The sequence below is a fragment of the Bradyrhizobium sp. SZCCHNR1002 genome, from assembly GCF_032381435.1.
Classification (GTDB): Bacteria; Pseudomonadota; Alphaproteobacteria; order Rhizobiales; family Xanthobacteraceae; genus Bradyrhizobium; species Bradyrhizobium aeschynomenes.
The window spans coordinates 563,865-578,784 of the sequence record NZ_JAUHIS010000003.1 but is presented as its reverse complement, the minus strand read 5'-3'; the positions used below and the strand labels follow the sequence as shown (position 1 = coordinate 578,784).

General features: G+C 66.0%; 18 protein-coding genes. 9 read left to right on the top strand and 9 right to left on the bottom strand.

Going from position 1 to position 14,920, the window contains the following annotated elements:
• Positions 1-18 precede the first annotated feature (18 nt).
• From QX108_RS18935 to QX108_RS18925, 3 genes are all read right to left on the bottom strand, one after another.
• Positions 19-363, bottom strand: coding sequence for a hypothetical protein (locus tag QX108_RS18935; RefSeq protein WP_315781250.1), 345 nt, complete (start codon positions 361-363; stop codon positions 19-21).
• A gap of 104 nt (positions 364-467) precedes the next feature.
• Positions 468-740, bottom strand: a complete 273-nt coding sequence (locus QX108_RS18930) for a hypothetical protein (RefSeq protein WP_315723560.1) — start codon at positions 738-740, stop codon at positions 468-470.
• 250 nt (positions 741-990) lie between these two features.
• Complete coding sequence (locus QX108_RS18925; RefSeq protein WP_315726542.1) at positions 991-1,302, bottom strand: hypothetical protein; 312 nt, start codon at positions 1,300-1,302, stop codon at positions 991-993.
• Between the two features lie 142 nt (positions 1,303-1,444).
• Between QX108_RS18925 and QX108_RS18920 the strand changes: the two genes are divergently transcribed.
• From QX108_RS18920 to QX108_RS18900, 5 genes are all read left to right on the top strand, one after another.
• Complete coding sequence (locus tag QX108_RS18920) at positions 1,445-1,843, top strand: metallopeptidase family protein (protein WP_315723558.1); 399 nt, start codon at positions 1,445-1,447, stop codon at positions 1,841-1,843.
• A 94-nt stretch (positions 1,844-1,937) separates the two neighbouring features.
• On the top strand, positions 1,938-2,540 hold the full coding sequence (gene leuD, locus QX108_RS18915) for a 3-isopropylmalate dehydratase small subunit (RefSeq protein WP_172112948.1): 603 nt from the start codon (positions 1,938-1,940) through the stop codon (positions 2,538-2,540).
• A gap of 86 nt (positions 2,541-2,626) precedes the next feature.
• Entirely contained in the window at positions 2,627-3,424 is a 798-nt protein-coding gene (locus QX108_RS18910; RefSeq protein WP_315781247.1) for a hypothetical protein, read from the top strand.
• A gap of 99 nt (positions 3,425-3,523) precedes the next feature.
• On the top strand, positions 3,524-3,940 hold the full coding sequence (locus tag QX108_RS18905) for a hypothetical protein (RefSeq protein WP_315723552.1): 417 nt from the start codon (positions 3,524-3,526) through the stop codon (positions 3,938-3,940).
• 37 nt (positions 3,941-3,977) lie between these two features.
• Positions 3,978-4,349: a cytochrome c gene (locus tag QX108_RS18900; protein ID WP_315723550.1), complete on the top strand. Its 372-nt coding sequence runs from the start codon at positions 3,978-3,980 to the stop codon at positions 4,347-4,349.
• Positions 4,350-4,357: 8 nt separating this feature from the next.
• Here the strand turns inward: QX108_RS18900 and QX108_RS18895 are convergent, their stop codons facing one another.
• Positions 4,358-5,236 carry a CoA ester lyase gene (locus QX108_RS18895; RefSeq protein WP_315781244.1) on the bottom strand — a complete coding sequence of 293 codons (879 nt, stop codon included), beginning with the start codon at positions 5,234-5,236 and terminating at the stop codon, positions 4,358-4,360.
• A 101-nt stretch (positions 5,237-5,337) separates the two neighbouring features.
• Between QX108_RS18895 and QX108_RS18890 the strand changes: the two genes are divergently transcribed.
• The gene (locus tag QX108_RS18890) at positions 5,338-5,982 is read left to right on the top strand and encodes a carbonic anhydrase (RefSeq protein WP_315723546.1); all 645 of its coding nucleotides are present in this window, start codon (positions 5,338-5,340) and stop codon (positions 5,980-5,982) included.
• 66 nt (positions 5,983-6,048) lie between these two features.
• Here the strand turns inward: QX108_RS18890 and QX108_RS18885 are convergent, their stop codons facing one another.
• Both QX108_RS18885 and QX108_RS18880 read right to left on the bottom strand, forming a co-directional pair.
• Entirely contained in the window at positions 6,049-6,615 is a 567-nt protein-coding gene (locus QX108_RS18885) for a TIGR00645 family protein (RefSeq protein WP_315781242.1), read from the bottom strand.
• Between the two features lie 247 nt (positions 6,616-6,862).
• Positions 6,863-7,897 carry an aspartate-semialdehyde dehydrogenase gene (locus tag QX108_RS18880; RefSeq protein ID WP_315781240.1) on the bottom strand — a complete coding sequence of 345 codons (1,035 nt, stop codon included), beginning with the start codon at positions 7,895-7,897 and terminating at the stop codon, positions 6,863-6,865.
• A 114-nt stretch (positions 7,898-8,011) separates the two neighbouring features.
• Here QX108_RS18880 and QX108_RS18875 point away from each other — a divergent pair, with 114 nt between their 5' ends.
• Together QX108_RS18875 and QX108_RS18870 are read left to right on the top strand one after the other, a co-directional pair.
• Positions 8,012-8,815, top strand: coding sequence for a hypothetical protein (locus QX108_RS18875; RefSeq protein WP_315723541.1), 804 nt, complete (start codon positions 8,012-8,014; stop codon positions 8,813-8,815).
• A 228-nt stretch (positions 8,816-9,043) separates the two neighbouring features.
• Positions 9,044-9,424 (top strand): hypothetical protein, encoded by a 381-nt coding sequence (locus tag QX108_RS18870; protein WP_315723539.1) that lies wholly within the window; start codon positions 9,044-9,046, stop codon positions 9,422-9,424.
• A gap of 1,224 nt (positions 9,425-10,648) precedes the next feature.
• Here the strand turns inward: QX108_RS18870 and leuB are convergent.
• On the bottom strand, positions 10,649-11,761 hold the full coding sequence (gene leuB / locus QX108_RS18865; RefSeq protein ID WP_315781238.1) for a 3-isopropylmalate dehydrogenase: 1,113 nt from the start codon (positions 11,759-11,761) through the stop codon (positions 10,649-10,651).
• A gap of 277 nt (positions 11,762-12,038) precedes the next feature.
• Between leuB and QX108_RS18860 the strand changes: the two genes are divergently transcribed.
• Complete coding sequence (locus QX108_RS18860) at positions 12,039-13,232, top strand: YbfB/YjiJ family MFS transporter (RefSeq protein ID WP_315781236.1); 1,194 nt, start codon at positions 12,039-12,041, stop codon at positions 13,230-13,232.
• A gap of 195 nt (positions 13,233-13,427) precedes the next feature.
• Here QX108_RS18860 and QX108_RS18855 read toward each other — a convergent pair whose 3' ends face one another.
• Together QX108_RS18855 and QX108_RS18850 are read right to left on the bottom strand one after the other, a co-directional pair.
• Positions 13,428-14,210 (bottom strand): molybdopterin-binding protein, encoded by a 783-nt coding sequence (locus QX108_RS18855; RefSeq protein ID WP_315781234.1) that lies wholly within the window; start codon positions 14,208-14,210, stop codon positions 13,428-13,430.
• Positions 14,211-14,224: 14 nt separating this feature from the next.
• Positions 14,225-14,854: a cytochrome b/b6 domain-containing protein gene (locus tag QX108_RS18850; RefSeq protein ID WP_315781232.1), complete on the bottom strand. Its 630-nt coding sequence runs from the start codon at positions 14,852-14,854 to the stop codon at positions 14,225-14,227.
• Positions 14,855-14,920: the final 66 nt, after the last annotated feature.

Below are 14,920 nucleotides of genomic sequence, written 5' to 3'. Positions count from 1 at the left end.
GTGTCGCAGCTTGTGCTTCTAGTCGAAGAATGGAGTGACCAGAATGAACGCCCCCGGCCGATAGGCCGGTGCGTAGTCCGTCGGACGGCCGTGATATCGAGGCGTGACCGTTGCTGCCTTGGCAGATCTCCGCGCACCGAATTGCGGTTCCGCGAGGACATGCGCAGCGATCGTCCGGCGGCCCGATGGCCATCCGTCGCTGGCCGCTGCGACGGGAGACGTTGCCGCTGAGCTTGCGAGCAGAATCGCCGCCGTGACGATGCCGATCCTGAACCAAGCCTTGTTGATCGGGACCTTTTTGGTCGACACGTTCTTGGTCGACGACGGTGTCCCGATCGACGCGTTGGTGACTGACGCTGTCATGGCACCCCCTTGGCACCCTCTTGCCAGCCCCCTGTCAGCAGACAGGCCCGCATCGCGGGCCTGCTGACTTCTATCATCCCATCGATCCTGCGGGGAAGCGCAGTTCACCAGCGGCCGTGGTGGTGGCGGCGACCGTAATGGTGGCCACGCCAATGGTGGCGCGGATAGTAGTGATAGCGGGGATAGTAGTGACGCCGGGGATGCCAATGGCGCCGGCCATGCCAGTGTGCCTGAGTCGTCTCCTGCGCCGTGCCCTGCTGCACTGCCGTCGCGGCGCCCGGATTGATCAGCGACAGCGCCTCTGCGCGGTGCGCAGGCGCGGCGAACGCCAGCACGGCGCCAACCGCCGCGATGCCCAACAGCTTCATCACAGTCATGAACTTCTCCTTCGATCGCCTGACATCACGTCGGGCACCGAGCTCCGCCTACTCATGACGGTCGCCGCGGCACGACGCAGATCAGTCTCGAACGAGCGACGTGAATGGGACATGAAGACCTGCGCCGGAGCAGAATGCCGAAACGCCGCGCGCGGTTCCGCCGCACCGCGCGACATATCGGCACTGTGTCGGCGTCGTCACGCTGGAACTGGCGAGGCCACTCGCGCGAGCCGGTGCACGAAGCGACGCCTCACCCACGCCGCCAGACGCAGCTCATTTGCGGGACGATCACGGTGCCGCTGGGCCGGCGCTCCTGCACATAGGTCGCGTCACAAACCCGCACCGCGTTCGGCCCCGGATTGTACCGCGGCACCACGTCGGGCTGCCAATGGCCCTCGTCACGCGGATAGATGGGAATGCGGCGCGACCGTCGCTGCGCAGAGAGATCGGTCACCTGATCGCTCCGAGTCGCCTGGACCTGCGCGCCGGCCGCCTGCCCGGCCTGCGCTCCGGCCGAAATCGAGATCACGACCGCCGCGGCCAGCGCCGTGCCGGCCAGCATCATCGACATCTGTCTCATGCGTCCCCCAAACCCAAATCGCGCCGCGACGGTGCGCCGTTTTCACCCCTCGCGTCAACGGCTGCCGCCGCACATGTCATAGAACCAAGGTGCAAGATGATCAAAGCCGGGCTAGAAGGCGGCAATGTGGACAGATCTGAAAGCCCCCTCGCTCGCCGACATGGAAGCCATGGCACATGAGGTGTTCGAGCGGCTGCCCGCGCATTTCCGCAGGATGTGCGAGGGCGTCATCATCCGGATCGACGACTTCCCCACGGAGGAGGTGCTCGACGAGATGGACGCCGAGAGCGAGTTCGACCTGCTCGGCCTGTTCCAGGGCACCGGGCTGCCGTTCCGCAGCAATGACGACCTGCCGCGCCTGCCCAACATGATCTGGCTCTACCGCCGGCCGATCCTCGACTACTGGGCCGAGCACGACGAGAGCCTCGGCCACATCGTCCGCCACGTGCTGATTCACGAGATCGGCCACCATTTCGGAATGTCCGACGACGACATGGAAGCCATCGAGGCGGCCGCCGACTGAGCCGCCGGACTGGGCGTCCCGGGGATTTTGACTTTATCCGCCCGGCCAATCGGGCTAAACAGCGGCCTGCTTGAATTCTCGAAGGTGCTCCCCGATGGACAAGTTCACCACGCTGGAAGGCGTCGCCGCGCCGCTGAAGATCATCAATGTCGACACCGACATGATCATCCCCAAGCAGTACCTGAAGACCATCAAGCGCACCGGCCTCGGCAAGGGCCTGTTCTCGGAGCAGCGCTACAAGGACGACGGCAGCGAGAATCCGGATTTCGTGCTCAACCAGCCGGCCTACCGCAATTCCAAGATCCTGGTCGCCGGCGACAATTTCGGCTGCGGTTCGAGCCGCGAGCACGCCCCCTGGGCGCTGCTCGACTTCGGCATCCGCTGCGTGATCTCGACCTCGTTCGGCGACATTTTCTACAATAACTGCTTCAAGAACGGCATTCTTCCGATCCGCGTGTCCCAAGCCGATCTCGACAAGCTGTTCGACGACGCCGAGCGCGGCGCCAACGCGACCTTGACGGTCGACCTCGCCGCCCAGGAAATCCGCGGTCCCGACGGCGGCACGGTCAAGTTCGAGATCGACCCGTTCCGCAAGCACTGCCTGCTCAACGGGCTCGACGACATCGGCCTGACGCTGGAGAAGAAGGCCTCGATCGACAGCTACGAGGCAAAGCTCGCCGAGCGCGCCTGGGCCTGATCCCGCGCTCAACGCCAGAGTTCGCGGGCCCCGGACCAGGCGTCCGGGGCCTTGTTTCGAGTCCCCCGCCCAGCACAGGTCTGCCATTGACGCGCGTCTTGCCCGAGGTCGTGACGTTCTGGCGCGGACCGCTCGACCGGCTGCGGCAGACCTGCCTGCGTTCGCAACTCGCGGCCGGCCACAAGGTCACGGTCTACAGCTTCGATCCCCTGCACGGATTGCCCGACGGCGTCGGCAATGCCGAGGCCGAGGCGATCCTGCCTTATGCGTTCTCCGAACGTCTGAGGCCGCCGCAACCGGATGGCAGCTGGCGCGACTGGACCACCTTGCAGTTCAGTGACTTCTTCCGCATGCGGCTGATGGCGCAGCGCGCCGGCCTGTGGCTCGACGCCGACGTCCTGCTGCTGCGGCCGGTCGAGATCGATCCCGCACGGCCCACTTTCGCCTGGGAGCGGCCGCGGCAGCTCGGCAATTCCGTGCTGTATTTGCCGCCGGACGACCCGATCGTCGGCGAATTCACCGCGCTGATGGCGCAGCAGGTGCTGACGCCGAACTGGCTCTCGCTCCGCCACCAGATCACCTTCGCGCTCCGCCGTCTGCGCGGCCACTCCGACCGGCTGTCCGACATCCGCGTCGCCATCTTCGGCCCGGCCGCGCTGACGGCGCTGGCCCGCCGTCACGGCTCGCTGCGCCATGCGCTGCCGAAGCGCAGCTTCTATGCCGTGCATGCCGAGCCCAAGGCGTTCTTCGACCCGTCGGATTTCTCCGGTTTGATCAGCGATCCCGGCATCATCGGCCTGCACATCTCGCCCAAGGGCCGCGGCGGCGAGGCGCCCATTCCGGGCAGTCTCTATGCCTGGGCGACGGAACGGTTCGGCACCTGACGGTCTGCGGCCGTGGCAGGGCTGTTCCGCAGCTTGATCTAACGCAACGTCCACGCGGCCACCCGGTGATTGATTGCGGGCAATCATCGGAGACGAGCCATGCCTGCCCAAGCCAAGCCCTATCCCCGCGTTCAATTCCTGATCGACACGTTCGCGCAATGGCTGCGGCACCGTCGCGAGCTCAGCGAGCTGCGGCAGCTCGACCGCGACGATTTCGAGCGCATCGCGATGGACCTGCAGGTCACGCCTTCGGATCTCGACGAGCTGGTCCGCCACGGCGAGCACGCCGCCGATGAGCTGCCCTTGATGCTGAAGGCGCTCGGCATCGACGAGGCCGCGCTGGGGCGTGCCGAGCCGCTGGTGTTGCGCGACATGGAGCGGGTCTGCGCCATGTGCAAGGACAAGCCGCGCTGCCACCGCGATCTCGCGGCGGGCACCAGCGGCGCGCACTACGAGGAGTACTGCCTCAACGCGCCGACCATCGACCGCCTGGGTGCCGGCGCGGTCAAGCACTGATCGCCTCCTCCCCATCCTACGTCAGCGGAGCGACGCGATGAGCCTGCCGAATCTGCACCGCAACACCTGGCTCCACATCGGCGCCGCGCTGCTGCTCGCGCTCGTCGCGATGCTGCTGATCCGGCTGCACTATGCCAACGGCGCCACGCCGGCCGCGGACAGCGTGCAGGCGGGTCGCAGGCTGGCCGAGGCCTGGTGCAGCCCCTGCCACGCCATCGACGCGAACGGCGCGCGCAACCAGACCACCACGGCGCCGGATTTCGTCGCCGTCGCCAACATGCCCTCGACCACCGAGCTGGCGCTCAAGGTCTTCCTGCAGAGCAGCCACCCGACGATGCCCAACGTCATCCTGACGGCCGAGCAGCGCGGCGACCTCGTCAACTACATCCTCAGCCTCAAGCGCAGCTGACGATCACTTCACTTCCCCGCCGCCGCGATGGCGTCCGCAATCGCGATCGTCCGCCGGGCCATCTCGGCGTGCAGCCGCTCGACCATGCGGCCGTCGATCTGGATCGCGCCGCGCGAGGCATTCTCGGGCAACTCGAACGCGGCGAGGATCTTGCGGGCCTCGGCGACCTCGGCCGCCGGCGGCGTGAAGATCGCGTTGCAGGCGTCGATCTGTCCCGGGTGGATCAGTGTCTTGCCGTCAAAGCCGAGATCGCGGGCCTGGATGCATTCCTGCGAGAAGCCATCGGCATTGGCGAAATCGCTGTAGGGACCATCGAGAATTTCCAGCCCGTGCGCGCGCGTCGCCAGGATGCAATGGCTGATCATCGGCAGCATCGTCGCGCGGCCCGGCAGCATCCGGATACGCGTCTCGCGCGAAATGTCGTTCGGTCCGAACACGAAGCCGGCAAGCCGTGAGCCTTCCTCATGCACGGTGGCCGCGAGGCGGTCCGCATCGAGCACGGCGCGCGCGGTCTCGATCATCGCCCACACTTTCAGCGCCGGATCGGCGCCGACCTCGGCAAGGCGGCTGGTCACCATGCGCAGATCCTCGACGGTCGAGACTTTGGGAACCAGGATGCCGTCGGTCGCGGTCTGGCCGGCCATCGCGACGTCGTCGCTCCACCAAGACGTGTCCAGGCTGTTGATACGAATGAGGAGCTCGCGCTTGCCGTAGCCATCGGCGGCCACCGCCTTGGCGATCTGCTCGCGCGCCGCAGCCTTGGCGTCCGGCGCCACCGAATCCTCGAGATCGAGGATCAGGCCGTCGGCAGGCAGGTTCCGCCCCTTCTCGAGCGCCCGCGCATTGGAGCCGGGCATGAACAGGAGGCTGCGGCGCGGGCGGATCATGTCGGCGTTTCCCTTGGTTTATGGTGGCGGCCCGCGATACCATTTCGCCCGCCGGGCCGAAAGGCTTGTTCCCGCTGGCCGCATGTGTTTAGGCAAGGCCCATGATCTCGTTTCCGCAACGTCTGCTCGAAGGCTATCGCGCCTTCACCACCCAGCGCCTCCCCACCGAACAGAGCCGCTATCTGGAGCTGTCCGAGCGCGGCCAGTCGCCCGAAGTCATGGTGATCGGCTGCTGCGATTCCCGCGTCTCGCCCGAGGTGATCTTCGACGTCGGGCCGGGCGAACTGTTCGTGCTTCGGAACATCGCCAATCTGGTGCCGATCTATCAGCCCGACGCCAACGCCCACGGCGTGTCGGCGGCGCTGGAATATGCGGTCACGGTGCTGAAGGTGAAGCACATCGTGATCCTCGGCCATGCCCAGTGCGGCGGCATCCGCGCCTTCGTCGACAAGGCGGCGCCGTTGTCGCCGGGCGATTTCATCGGCCGCTGGATGTCGATGTTCATCAAGCCCGGCGAGGTCGTCGAGCAGCGCGACCATGAAAGCTTTCAGGACTTCGTCACCCGGATCGAGAAGGCCGCGGTGTTCCGCAGCCTCGAGAACCTCATGACCTTCCCGTTCGTGCGCAGCCGGGTCGAGGCGGGCGACCTGCAACTGCACGGCGCCTATTTCGGGGTGTCCGAGGGCTCGCTGTTCGTGCTCGACAAGGCGAGCAAGGAATTCAAGAGCGCACGCGCTGGCGAGTAGCGAATAGGGAGTAGCGAGTAGTTCGACTACCCCATTCGCCATTGGCTACTCGCGATTCGCCCCTCGTCAATGTCCGCCCGACCACCGGTCGGACAGCGCCAGCATCACCGTCGACACCACGAAGGTCATGTGCACGCCGACCAGCCAGCCGAGCTTGACCGAGTCGTAGCCGGCGTCGAGATTCATGAAGGCCTTCAGCAACTGAATGGCCGAAATCGCGACGATCGAGGCCAGCAGCTTCTGCTTCAGCCCGGCGAAGTCGACCTTGGTCATCCATTCCGGCCAGTCCGGATGGCCGCCGGGATCGATGCGCGAGACGAAATTCTCGTAGCCCGAGAACACCACGATCAGCACGAGATTGCCGGTGAGGCAGACGTCGATCAGGCTGAGCACGCCGAGGATGATGTCGCTCTCCTTGGCGGTGGGGAGATGCACGACGCTCTCCCACAGCAGCAGCACGAACTTGAACAGCAGCACCACGAGGCTGACGACGAGGCCGACATAGAACGGCGCCATCAGCCAGCGGCTCTTGAACAGGAAGCCCTCGAGCCCGCGCTCGAGCGGACCCGGCGCGTGCTTGGCCGGCACGGGTACTTGCCCCGCCGCCGGCTCGGTCTTGCTGCTCTCAGCCAATTTCGACCCCACCCAGAAACCGCTCGGTCGTCCCACCAGGACTGTCCCGGCGAATGACCCTTCTGATTAGTTACGCCGTCATGCCCGGGCTTGTCCCGGGCATCCACGTCGTCCTCAGTATGCCGAACGACGTGGATGGCCGGGACAAGCCCGGCCATGACGACTTAGAGACAGACGATCCCCAAACTTCCATTGTCATATGCGACGGCCATGATGCTTACCCGGGCGACGGCGCACCGTGCGTCTCTCAGGCCGCCTTCTTCTTGGCGGTGATCAGTTTGCGGTTGATCAGCACTTCGGCGATCTGGATCGCGTTCAGCGCGGCGCCCTTGCGCAAATTGTCGGACACGCACCAGAAGGCGAGGCCGTTCTCGACGGTGCCATCCTCGCGGATGCGGCTGATGTAGGTGGCGTCCTCGCCGGCGGCCTCGTAGGGCGTCACGTAGCCGCCCGGCTCGTGCTTGTCGATCACGAGACAGCCCGGCGCGTTGCGCAGGATGTTGCGCGCCTCGTCAGCGGTGATCGGATTCTCGAACTCGACATTGACCGCCTCGGAGTGGCCGACGAACACCGGCACGCGCACGCAGGTCGCGGTCAGCTTGATCTTCGGATCGAGGATCTTCTTGGTCTCCGCCATCATCTTCCACTCTTCCTTGGTGAAGCCGTCTTCCATGAAGACGTCGATCTGCGGAATGACGTTGAAGGCGATGCGCTTGGGGAACTTGTTGTTGACGAGTTCGTCGTTGGTGTAGACGGCCTTGGTCTGCGAGAACAATTCGTCCATCGCATCCTTGCCGGCGCCGGACACCGACTGATAGGTCGAGACCACGACGCGCTTGATCGTGGCCTTGTCGTGCAGCGGCTTCAGCGCGACCACGAGCTGCGCAGTCGAGCAGTTCGGGTTGGCGATGATGTTCTTCTTGTTGAAGCCCGCGGCCGCGTCGGCATTCACCTCCGGCACGATCAGCGGCACGTCCGGGTCCATGCGCCAGGCCGAGGAATTGTCGATCACGACACACCCGGCGGCGCCGATCTTCGGCGACCATTCCTTCGAGACCGAGCCGCCCGCGGACATCAGGCAGATGTCGACATCGGCAAAATCGTAGTGCTCGAGCGCTTTGACCTTCAGGGTGCGGTCGCCATACGACACCTCGACACCGACGCTGCGGCGTGACGCCAGCGCCACGACCTCGTCCACGGGGAATTGGCGCTCATCGAGAATATTGAGCATTTCCCGTCCGACATTGCCGGTCGCGCCGACCACTGCGACTTTGTAACCCATCGTTCACTCTCCGAAGAAATTTGGCCGATCGCGCGTACAAGCGGAAACGGAAGCGGCAGCGCTTCTATGCGAGAAACGTCCCTGACACAACGTTACCACGACGTATCGCATTCGATGCATCCCGATTCGGCCAGAACAGCCGCGACGCCCCGCAATCCTCGCATCTCGCCGGCGCTCAAGGCCGTGGCGGACGAGGTCTGCGGCACCTTTGCGCGCCTGTTTGCCTATGTGGGAGCGCTGGCGTTGATCGCCATGCTCGGCGTCGCCGCCTGGAACCGGCTCGACGCCGGCGACGACACGCCGTCGTCCAGGGCAGGCTGGATGCTTGCCGACGGCGCGGTGCCGGCGTTTTCGCTGCGCCTCACCGACCAGCCCGACAGATCCGCAACCTACACCATGCTGGCCCACCCCGCCGGCGGCCGCAAGGACGTGCTGCGCTGGGGCGAGCCGGCGGACCGGTCGGCGGCCGAGATCGAGATTTACCGGATCGGACCGGAGCGCGACGGCATGCGCAACCCGATCGGCGATCTGGCGGCGCGCATGGGGCGTCCTGCGCCCGAGCTCGAGGCGGCCGGCATCATCGACAGCCGGTTTGGCCCGATCAGCCTGTTGCGTCAGGCCGGCGCTCCGGACGGCCCGGGCGCCTGCCTGGGCTTTCTGAAGACGATCGCCGTGCCGGCGCTGCGAATCTCCGGCTGGTCCTGCCAGGGCGTCGCCCTGCAGACCCGGCGCGCCGCCGTCGGCTGCATGCTCAACCGCCTGACCCTGCTGTCGCCGTCCGGCCATGATGCCGCCCTGACCGAGCTGTTCGCCCAGGCCGAGCCGCGGCGCGCCGATTGCGACGCGACGGGGGTGGCCAAGACGCTCAACGACTGGATCACGGCCCTCGACAATCCCCGGCTGCGCGGCACCTTCTGAGCGGCGATTTGCGTCCGCATGTTGCCGGCGACTGCGAGGCCACGATCGGACATCATCCGCCCCCGGCAAGTGACGGATTTTGATGCAACTTTCCCGCCACAGCCGGAATTTATCTTCGGCGACGTCGCGGGAATGACCTTGTGATGCCACAGCCGACCCAGATATTGTGCGGGCCAAATCATGCGCATGGCGAGCGCCCGCCCCGTTTGGCGCCAGGAAGAGGACGTGATGATTGAATTTTCTTCTGCGACCCGGGTCATGACCTTGGCGGTGATCGCCGCGACCGGTCTTGCCATCACGACTCTTGCCGTCACCTCCGCCGATGCCGCCCCCGCCAAGCGTCGCTCGACGGTGGTCTACTCCAACGGACCGAACTATTCCTACCAGTCCGGCCCGCGCACCCGCATCTATGTGAGCAAGCGCTCCTGGCTGGACGGCGGCACCGAGGTGCTGCCGGGCGACCGCAAGTTCAGCGACTACGCCTTCCCGCCCGCGGTTGGCTATCCGTCCTTTGCCCGCGAGAACCTGAACCGCCCGATCGACCGCCAGCCGCTGATGGCGCCGTCCGATCTCGGCGGCTACCCGACCCGGATTCCGATCCCCTACTGAGGGCTGTGGCGTCATTCGAACACCCAATCCGATGATTTAAGGCCGGGCTCCGCCCGGCTTTTTCGTTTGTGAGCAGGCCATCGACATCGCTCTTGCCTCCCGGCATTGCGAGGAACGCAGCGACGCAATCCAGACGGCCTCCGCTGTGGGAAGTCTGGATTGCGTCGCTTCGCTCGCAATGACGCCGACATGCAATCTCGTTCTCGCGGCGCTCTGGCGTCCGAGTGATCCGGTACATTCGCCCTCATCGGAAGCGAGGGCGCAGGGAAGGCCGAGCCTCGGCTGAGGCCCGTGGCCCCCGTGCGGAAAGAATGCACGGGGCAGGAACCACAGGTACAGCCGGCACGACCCGGCCTTCCCTGCGCGATGGTTTTCACGCTTACTCTGCGCTCTCCCCGGTGTCCGGCCTGTAGCCACCGTCGTCTTCGGGATCATCGCCCTTCCGACTTGGCGCCAGCATCGGGGCGCCAGGACCACGCAGCTTCACGTCCGCAAGAGCCTCGTTCGTCCGCACGCCGTTGAAGGACGTGCTGCGAGCCCTCGCGGCCACCGCATCCCCGCCTCACGCCTCGTGACGATCGCGAAACGCCCCTTGCCGGCGAAGCGGGATGAGGGGAGAAAAACATGAATTCTGGAAAAGCGAAAGTGGAATTTTCGGCCTGCGATGGATGGAAGCGGCGGTCGCATTGAATGGGCGAATGAAATTAGTTTCTTGACGCCGCCGATTTCGGACGATGCAGGGCATGGTGAGGTCGCGCGGTCGAGGCACATCGCGCCGATGCGCGGTGCTGAGTCGCCCGTCGGGCAGTCCCGGGTGGCACGCGCGACGCCTAGGACTCGCCTTCGCCGCGGATCCCTCTCAGGTCTGCGGCGGCCTGGGAGGACGGCGCGGCCGTCTCACCTCCCCTCCCGCTGCTCGCAATCGCGATCGGGAGCGTGGGGCAGGGCGATTGCATAAGATGATCCAAGCCTGAGTTTGGCTCCCTCCACACGGTCATGGCCGGGCTGCGTCCCGGCCATCCACGTCGTTCGGCATTCTGGGAAGGACGTGGATGCCCGGGACGCAGCCCGGGCATGACGACGTGGAGACAGACTCGCGAAAAACTCAGACAGCCCCCAGAGCGTGGGGAGTGGCGACGCAGCCCTTGCTCGGAAGACGATCGAACCAAAGAAGGCGAACTGCAGATGTCGACCCGGCCTCGCCTTGCGAGGCCGGGCAACGACCTACGCCGTGAGCTTCTCCAGCTCCTTGATGATCGCCTCGCCCATCTGTGTGGTCGACGCCGGGGTCGAGCCCTCGGCCTTGATGTCGGCGGTGCGCAGGCCCGAGGCGAGCACGGCGGCGATCGCGGCGTCGAGCTTGTCGGCGAGCGCGCCCATGTCGAAGGAGTAGCGCAGCGCCATGCCGAACGAGGTCAGCATCGCGATCGGATTCGCCAGGCCCTTGCCGGCGATGTCGGGCGCCGAGCCGTGCACCGGCTCGTACAGCGCCCGGCGCTTGTGCGTCTTGGCGTCGACCTCGCCGAGCGAGGCTGACGGCAGCATGCCGAGCGACCCCGTCAGCATCGCGGCGATGTCGGACAGCATGTCGCCGAACAGATTGTCGGTGACGATGACGTCGAACATCTTCGGATACTTCACGAGGTTCATGCCGCCGGAATCGGCGAGCTGGTGCTCGAGCGTGACGTCCTTGTACTCGCGCGCGTGGACCGCCGTGACGACCTCGTTCCAGAGCACGCCCGACTTCATGACGTTGCGCTTCTCCATCGACGTCACCTTGTTCTTGCGCTTGCGCGCGAGGTCGAAGGCGACGCGGGCGATGCGCTCGATCTCATAGGTGTCGTAGACCTGGGTATCGACGGCGCGCTTCTGGCCGTTGCCGAGATCCGTGATGGTCTTCGGCTCGCCGAAATACACGCCGCCGGTGAGCTCGCGCACGATCATGATGTCGAGCCCCTCGACGATCTCGCGCTTCAGGCTGGAGGCATCGGCCAGCGCCGGATAGCACACCGCGGGACGCAGATTCGCGAACAGGCCGAGATCCTTGCGCAGGCGCAACAGGCCGGCCTCGGGGCGCACCTCATAGGGAACGCCGTCCCACTTCGGACCACCGACGGCGCCGAAGATGATGGCGTCGGCCGCCTTGGCCTTGTCCATGTCGGCTTCCGAGATCGACGCGCCATGCGCGTCGTATGCGGCGCCGCCGACCAGGCCCTCTTCGGTCTCGAACGAAGCAAGTCCCTTGCCGTTGAGCCAGCCGATGAGACGCTTCACCTCGGCCATCACTTCGGGGCCGATGCCGTCGCCGGGCAGCAGCAGGAGCTTCTGGGTCGCCATGGTCGTTATCCTTGCGTGGGTCGTTGTCATGACCGGTCTCGTCCGGCCATCCGCGCCTGTGCTCTGGCGAGCGGACAGGACGAGGATGCCCGGTGCAAGTCCGGGCTGACGAAGAGCGGCTTTAAAATCCGCGCGGAGTGCTAAAGCGCTCCTGCGCCCTTGGCAAGCCACCATTGCCGCAGCACGTCTTCTGTACCGGCAGACCGGGCTGTAATGTGCTCGAAATCCGCGGCCGGACAGCATGAATGGCCCGACCTTCGTGGCGCCGGAGCATTTCTTGCCGATCCCCCCATCCGCCCCGCTTCCGGCCCGTCCGGCGCTGACCAATCTCATACTGTCGCTCGGGCCCATCATCGGTCTCGGCATCGGCCGCTTCGCCTATGCGCTGGTGCTGCCGGACATGCGGGACAGCCTGCACTGGTCATATTCGGCGGCGGGCTTCATGAACACGGTCAATGCCGCCGGCTATCTGATCGGCGCCCTGATCGCGGCGCCGCTAGCCAGACGCTTCGGCGGGCTGGCGGCTGTGCGCGGGGGAACGCTGGCTGCGCTGGCCTCGCTCGTGGTGTGCGCCATGACCGGCGACTTCACAGCCCTCAGTCTGGCCCGGCTGGTGACGGGGATCGGCGCCGGCGTGGCCCTCGTCGCCGGCGGTGCCGTGGCGGCGCGGGTCGCCTTGGCGCGGCCGGCGCAGGCCAGCTTCGTGCTCAGCCTGTTCTATGCCGGTCCGCCGCTTGGCATCGTCATCTCCGGCCTGATCGCGCCGTTCGTGCTGCAGGCGTTCGGGCCGGGCTCCTGGTGGATCGTGTGGGCGGTGCTCGCAGGCGTCGGCGCGGCGCTGATCGTGCCGCTGCTGCTGATGCCGATCCCGGCGAACGCGACGGCGACGGAGAGCCGCGCGGATCGCGTGTCGCTGCGGCCGATGACGATCTATCTGTTCGCCTACTTCCTCTACGGTGCCGGCTACATCGCCTATCTCACCTTCATGATCGCCTATGTCCGCGATCTCGGCGGCGGCGCCGCCGCGCAATCCGGGTTCTGGTGCCTGATCGGACTCGCCGGATTCACCACGCCCTGGGTGTGGCGCCGCGTGCTGGCGCTCGACCGCGGCGGCTGGCCGACCGCGCTGATCCTTACGATCAACGCCATTGGCGCCGGCCTGCCCGCGCTCAGCCATACGCCGGTCATGCTGACGCTGTCTGCTGCGGTGTTCGGCATCGCGTTCTCGACGGTCACGACGGCGACGACCGCGTTCGTCCGCTTCAACCTGCCGCAAGCCGCCTGGCCGCGCGCGATCGCCGCGCTGACCATTTCATTCGGCGTCGGCCAGACCTTGGGCCCGTTCGCCGTCGGCGCGATCACGGATGCGATGGGCAGTCTGACCTATGCGCTGAACGTCTCGGCCGCGCTGCTGCTGCTCGGCGCCGTGATGGCGGCCTTCCAACACAAGCTGAAGGCCACGGAGCGCTGAAAGCCACAGACCGCGCCTAACACACGGTGTCGTCCCGGGCTTGACCCGGGATCCATGCGCCGCGGCGGATGTGATGAGCCAAATGCCAATGAGCCGCCTGCCTCGAACCACTCCCTGTGGGTATGGGTCCCGGCTCAAGGCCGGGACGACAGTGGAGGGTGTGGCGGCGATCCGGGGCTTCATCAGCTCTCGCGCTCAACTCCCGCTGAACGAATTGTACCCCTGGTCCTCCCAATAGCCGCCCTTGTAGTCGTTAGTGACTTCCATCGCGACGACGTATTTCGGGTTCTTGAAGCCGAGCTTGGTGGGGACGCGGATCTTCATCGGGTAGCCGTAGGCGCGCGGCAGGATCTGGTCCGCGAACTTGAAGGTCATCTGGGTCTGCGGATGCAGCGCGGTGCGCATGTCCAGCGGCGAATTGTAGCCCTGGGAGTCGGCGCAGTTGAACCAGACGTATTTGGCACGGGTGTCGGCGCCGATCAGCTTGAGGAAGTCGCGCAGCGGCGTGCCGGTCCAGGAGCCGATCGCGCTCCAGCCCTCGACGCAGATATGGCGCGTGATCTGCGTCACCTGCGGCAGCGCGTGCAGCTCGTCGAGCGTCCAAGACTTCTTGTTGTCGACGAGGCCGCGGACCTCGAGCTTCCAGTCGGCGGCGTCGATCTCCGGCGCCTCGTCGAGCGTGTAGTAGGCGTTGAACGGGAACGGTTTTGTGATTGCGCTCTCCGGGAAGGTCGGCGCCAGCGCGTCCGGATTGAACATCCAGGACTGCACGGCGTCGTTGAACTTCGACACCTTCTTGAGCAGCTCCTCGGCAGTGTCGCTGTCGACGACGTCGCAGCCGGTCAGCAGGGTCAGCGTGCCCAGGCTGGCGCCGCCGGTGATGAAGCGGCGGCGGGTGAGGTCCGGCATCGCCTTGATCGAATCCTTGATCAGGAGCCGCTTGTCGACGCCGGGAATGAGGAACGGACGCTTGGCCATGATGCAGTCTCCCCTCAGCGGCCGATGATCATCGCGCGCAGGCTCTTCGGCACCAGCAGCGCGAGCAGGATGTGGATGACCAGGAAGGCGCAGATCAGCGCCATGCAGACGAAATGGACGTAGCGCGCGGCCGGGTAGTCGCCGAACAGCATGACCAGCCAGTGCAGCTGCACCGGCTTCCAGATCGACAGGCCCGAGAGCACCACGACGATGCCGACCAGGATGATGCCGAGATAGAGCAGCTTCTGCACCGCGTTGTAGACGGTGAGATCGGCATGCGAGAGCTTGAAGGTCAGCGCGGCCTTGACGTCGGCGATGACAGCAGCCGGCGAGACCGGCAGCAGCTTGCGGCGGAATCGGCCGGTGGCGAGACCCGTGACGAGATAAGCGAGGCCGTTCAGCATCAGCAGCCACATCGCGGCGAAGTGCCACAGCAGCGCGCCGCCGAGCCAGCCGCCGAGCGTGATGCTGCGGTCGAAGCGGAAGTCGAACAGCGGCGAGGCGTTGTAGATCTGCCAGCCGGACATGATCATCAGGATCATCGCCACGGCGTTGATCCAGTGCATGACGCGGACCCAGGCGGGCTGGATCACCTTGGTCTGCGGGGTCGCGATCGTCGTCTCGGTGGCAGCGATGCTGGACATGACGGGCTCGGTGGTTCCGGGTGGTCTTCAAGGTTCCGACAGATATACGCGAAACGGCGGCCTGTC

Excerpts from the sequence above, each read along its gene's own strand:
- QX108_RS18935 (WP_315781250.1), bottom strand. The coding sequence starts at position 363 with ATGACAGCGTCAGTCACCAACGCGTCGATCGGGACACCGTCGTCGACC.
- QX108_RS18930 (WP_315723560.1), bottom strand. The coding sequence starts at position 740 with ATGACTGTGATGAAGCTGTTGGGCATCGCGGCGGTTGGCGCCGTGCTG.
- QX108_RS18925 (WP_315726542.1), bottom strand. The coding sequence starts at position 1,302 with ATGCTGGCCGGCACGGCGCTGGCCGCGGCGGTCGTGATCTCGATTTCG.
- QX108_RS18920 (WP_315723558.1), top strand. The coding sequence starts at position 1,445 with ATGTGGACAGATCTGAAAGCCCCCTCGCTCGCCGACATGGAAGCCATG.
- leuD (WP_172112948.1), top strand. The coding sequence starts at position 1,938 with ATGGACAAGTTCACCACGCTGGAAGGCGTCGCCGCGCCGCTGAAGATC.
- QX108_RS18905 (WP_315723552.1), top strand. The coding sequence starts at position 3,524 with ATGCCTGCCCAAGCCAAGCCCTATCCCCGCGTTCAATTCCTGATCGAC.
- QX108_RS18900 (WP_315723550.1), top strand. The coding sequence starts at position 3,978 with ATGAGCCTGCCGAATCTGCACCGCAACACCTGGCTCCACATCGGCGCC.
- QX108_RS18895 (WP_315781244.1), bottom strand. The coding sequence starts at position 5,236 with ATGATCCGCCCGCGCCGCAGCCTCCTGTTCATGCCCGGCTCCAATGCG.
- QX108_RS18890 (WP_315723546.1), top strand. The coding sequence starts at position 5,338 with ATGATCTCGTTTCCGCAACGTCTGCTCGAAGGCTATCGCGCCTTCACC.
- QX108_RS18880 (WP_315781240.1), bottom strand. The coding sequence starts at position 7,897 with ATGGGTTACAAAGTCGCAGTGGTCGGCGCGACCGGCAATGTCGGACGG.
- QX108_RS18875 (WP_315723541.1), top strand. The coding sequence starts at position 8,012 with ATGCATCCCGATTCGGCCAGAACAGCCGCGACGCCCCGCAATCCTCGC.
- QX108_RS18870 (WP_315723539.1), top strand. The coding sequence starts at position 9,044 with ATGATTGAATTTTCTTCTGCGACCCGGGTCATGACCTTGGCGGTGATC.
- leuB (WP_315781238.1), bottom strand. The coding sequence starts at position 11,761 with ATGGCGACCCAGAAGCTCCTGCTGCTGCCCGGCGACGGCATCGGCCCC.
- QX108_RS18855 (WP_315781234.1), bottom strand. The coding sequence starts at position 14,210 with ATGGCCAAGCGTCCGTTCCTCATTCCCGGCGTCGACAAGCGGCTCCTG.
- QX108_RS18850 (WP_315781232.1), bottom strand. The coding sequence starts at position 14,854 with ATGTCCAGCATCGCTGCCACCGAGACGACGATCGCGACCCCGCAGACC.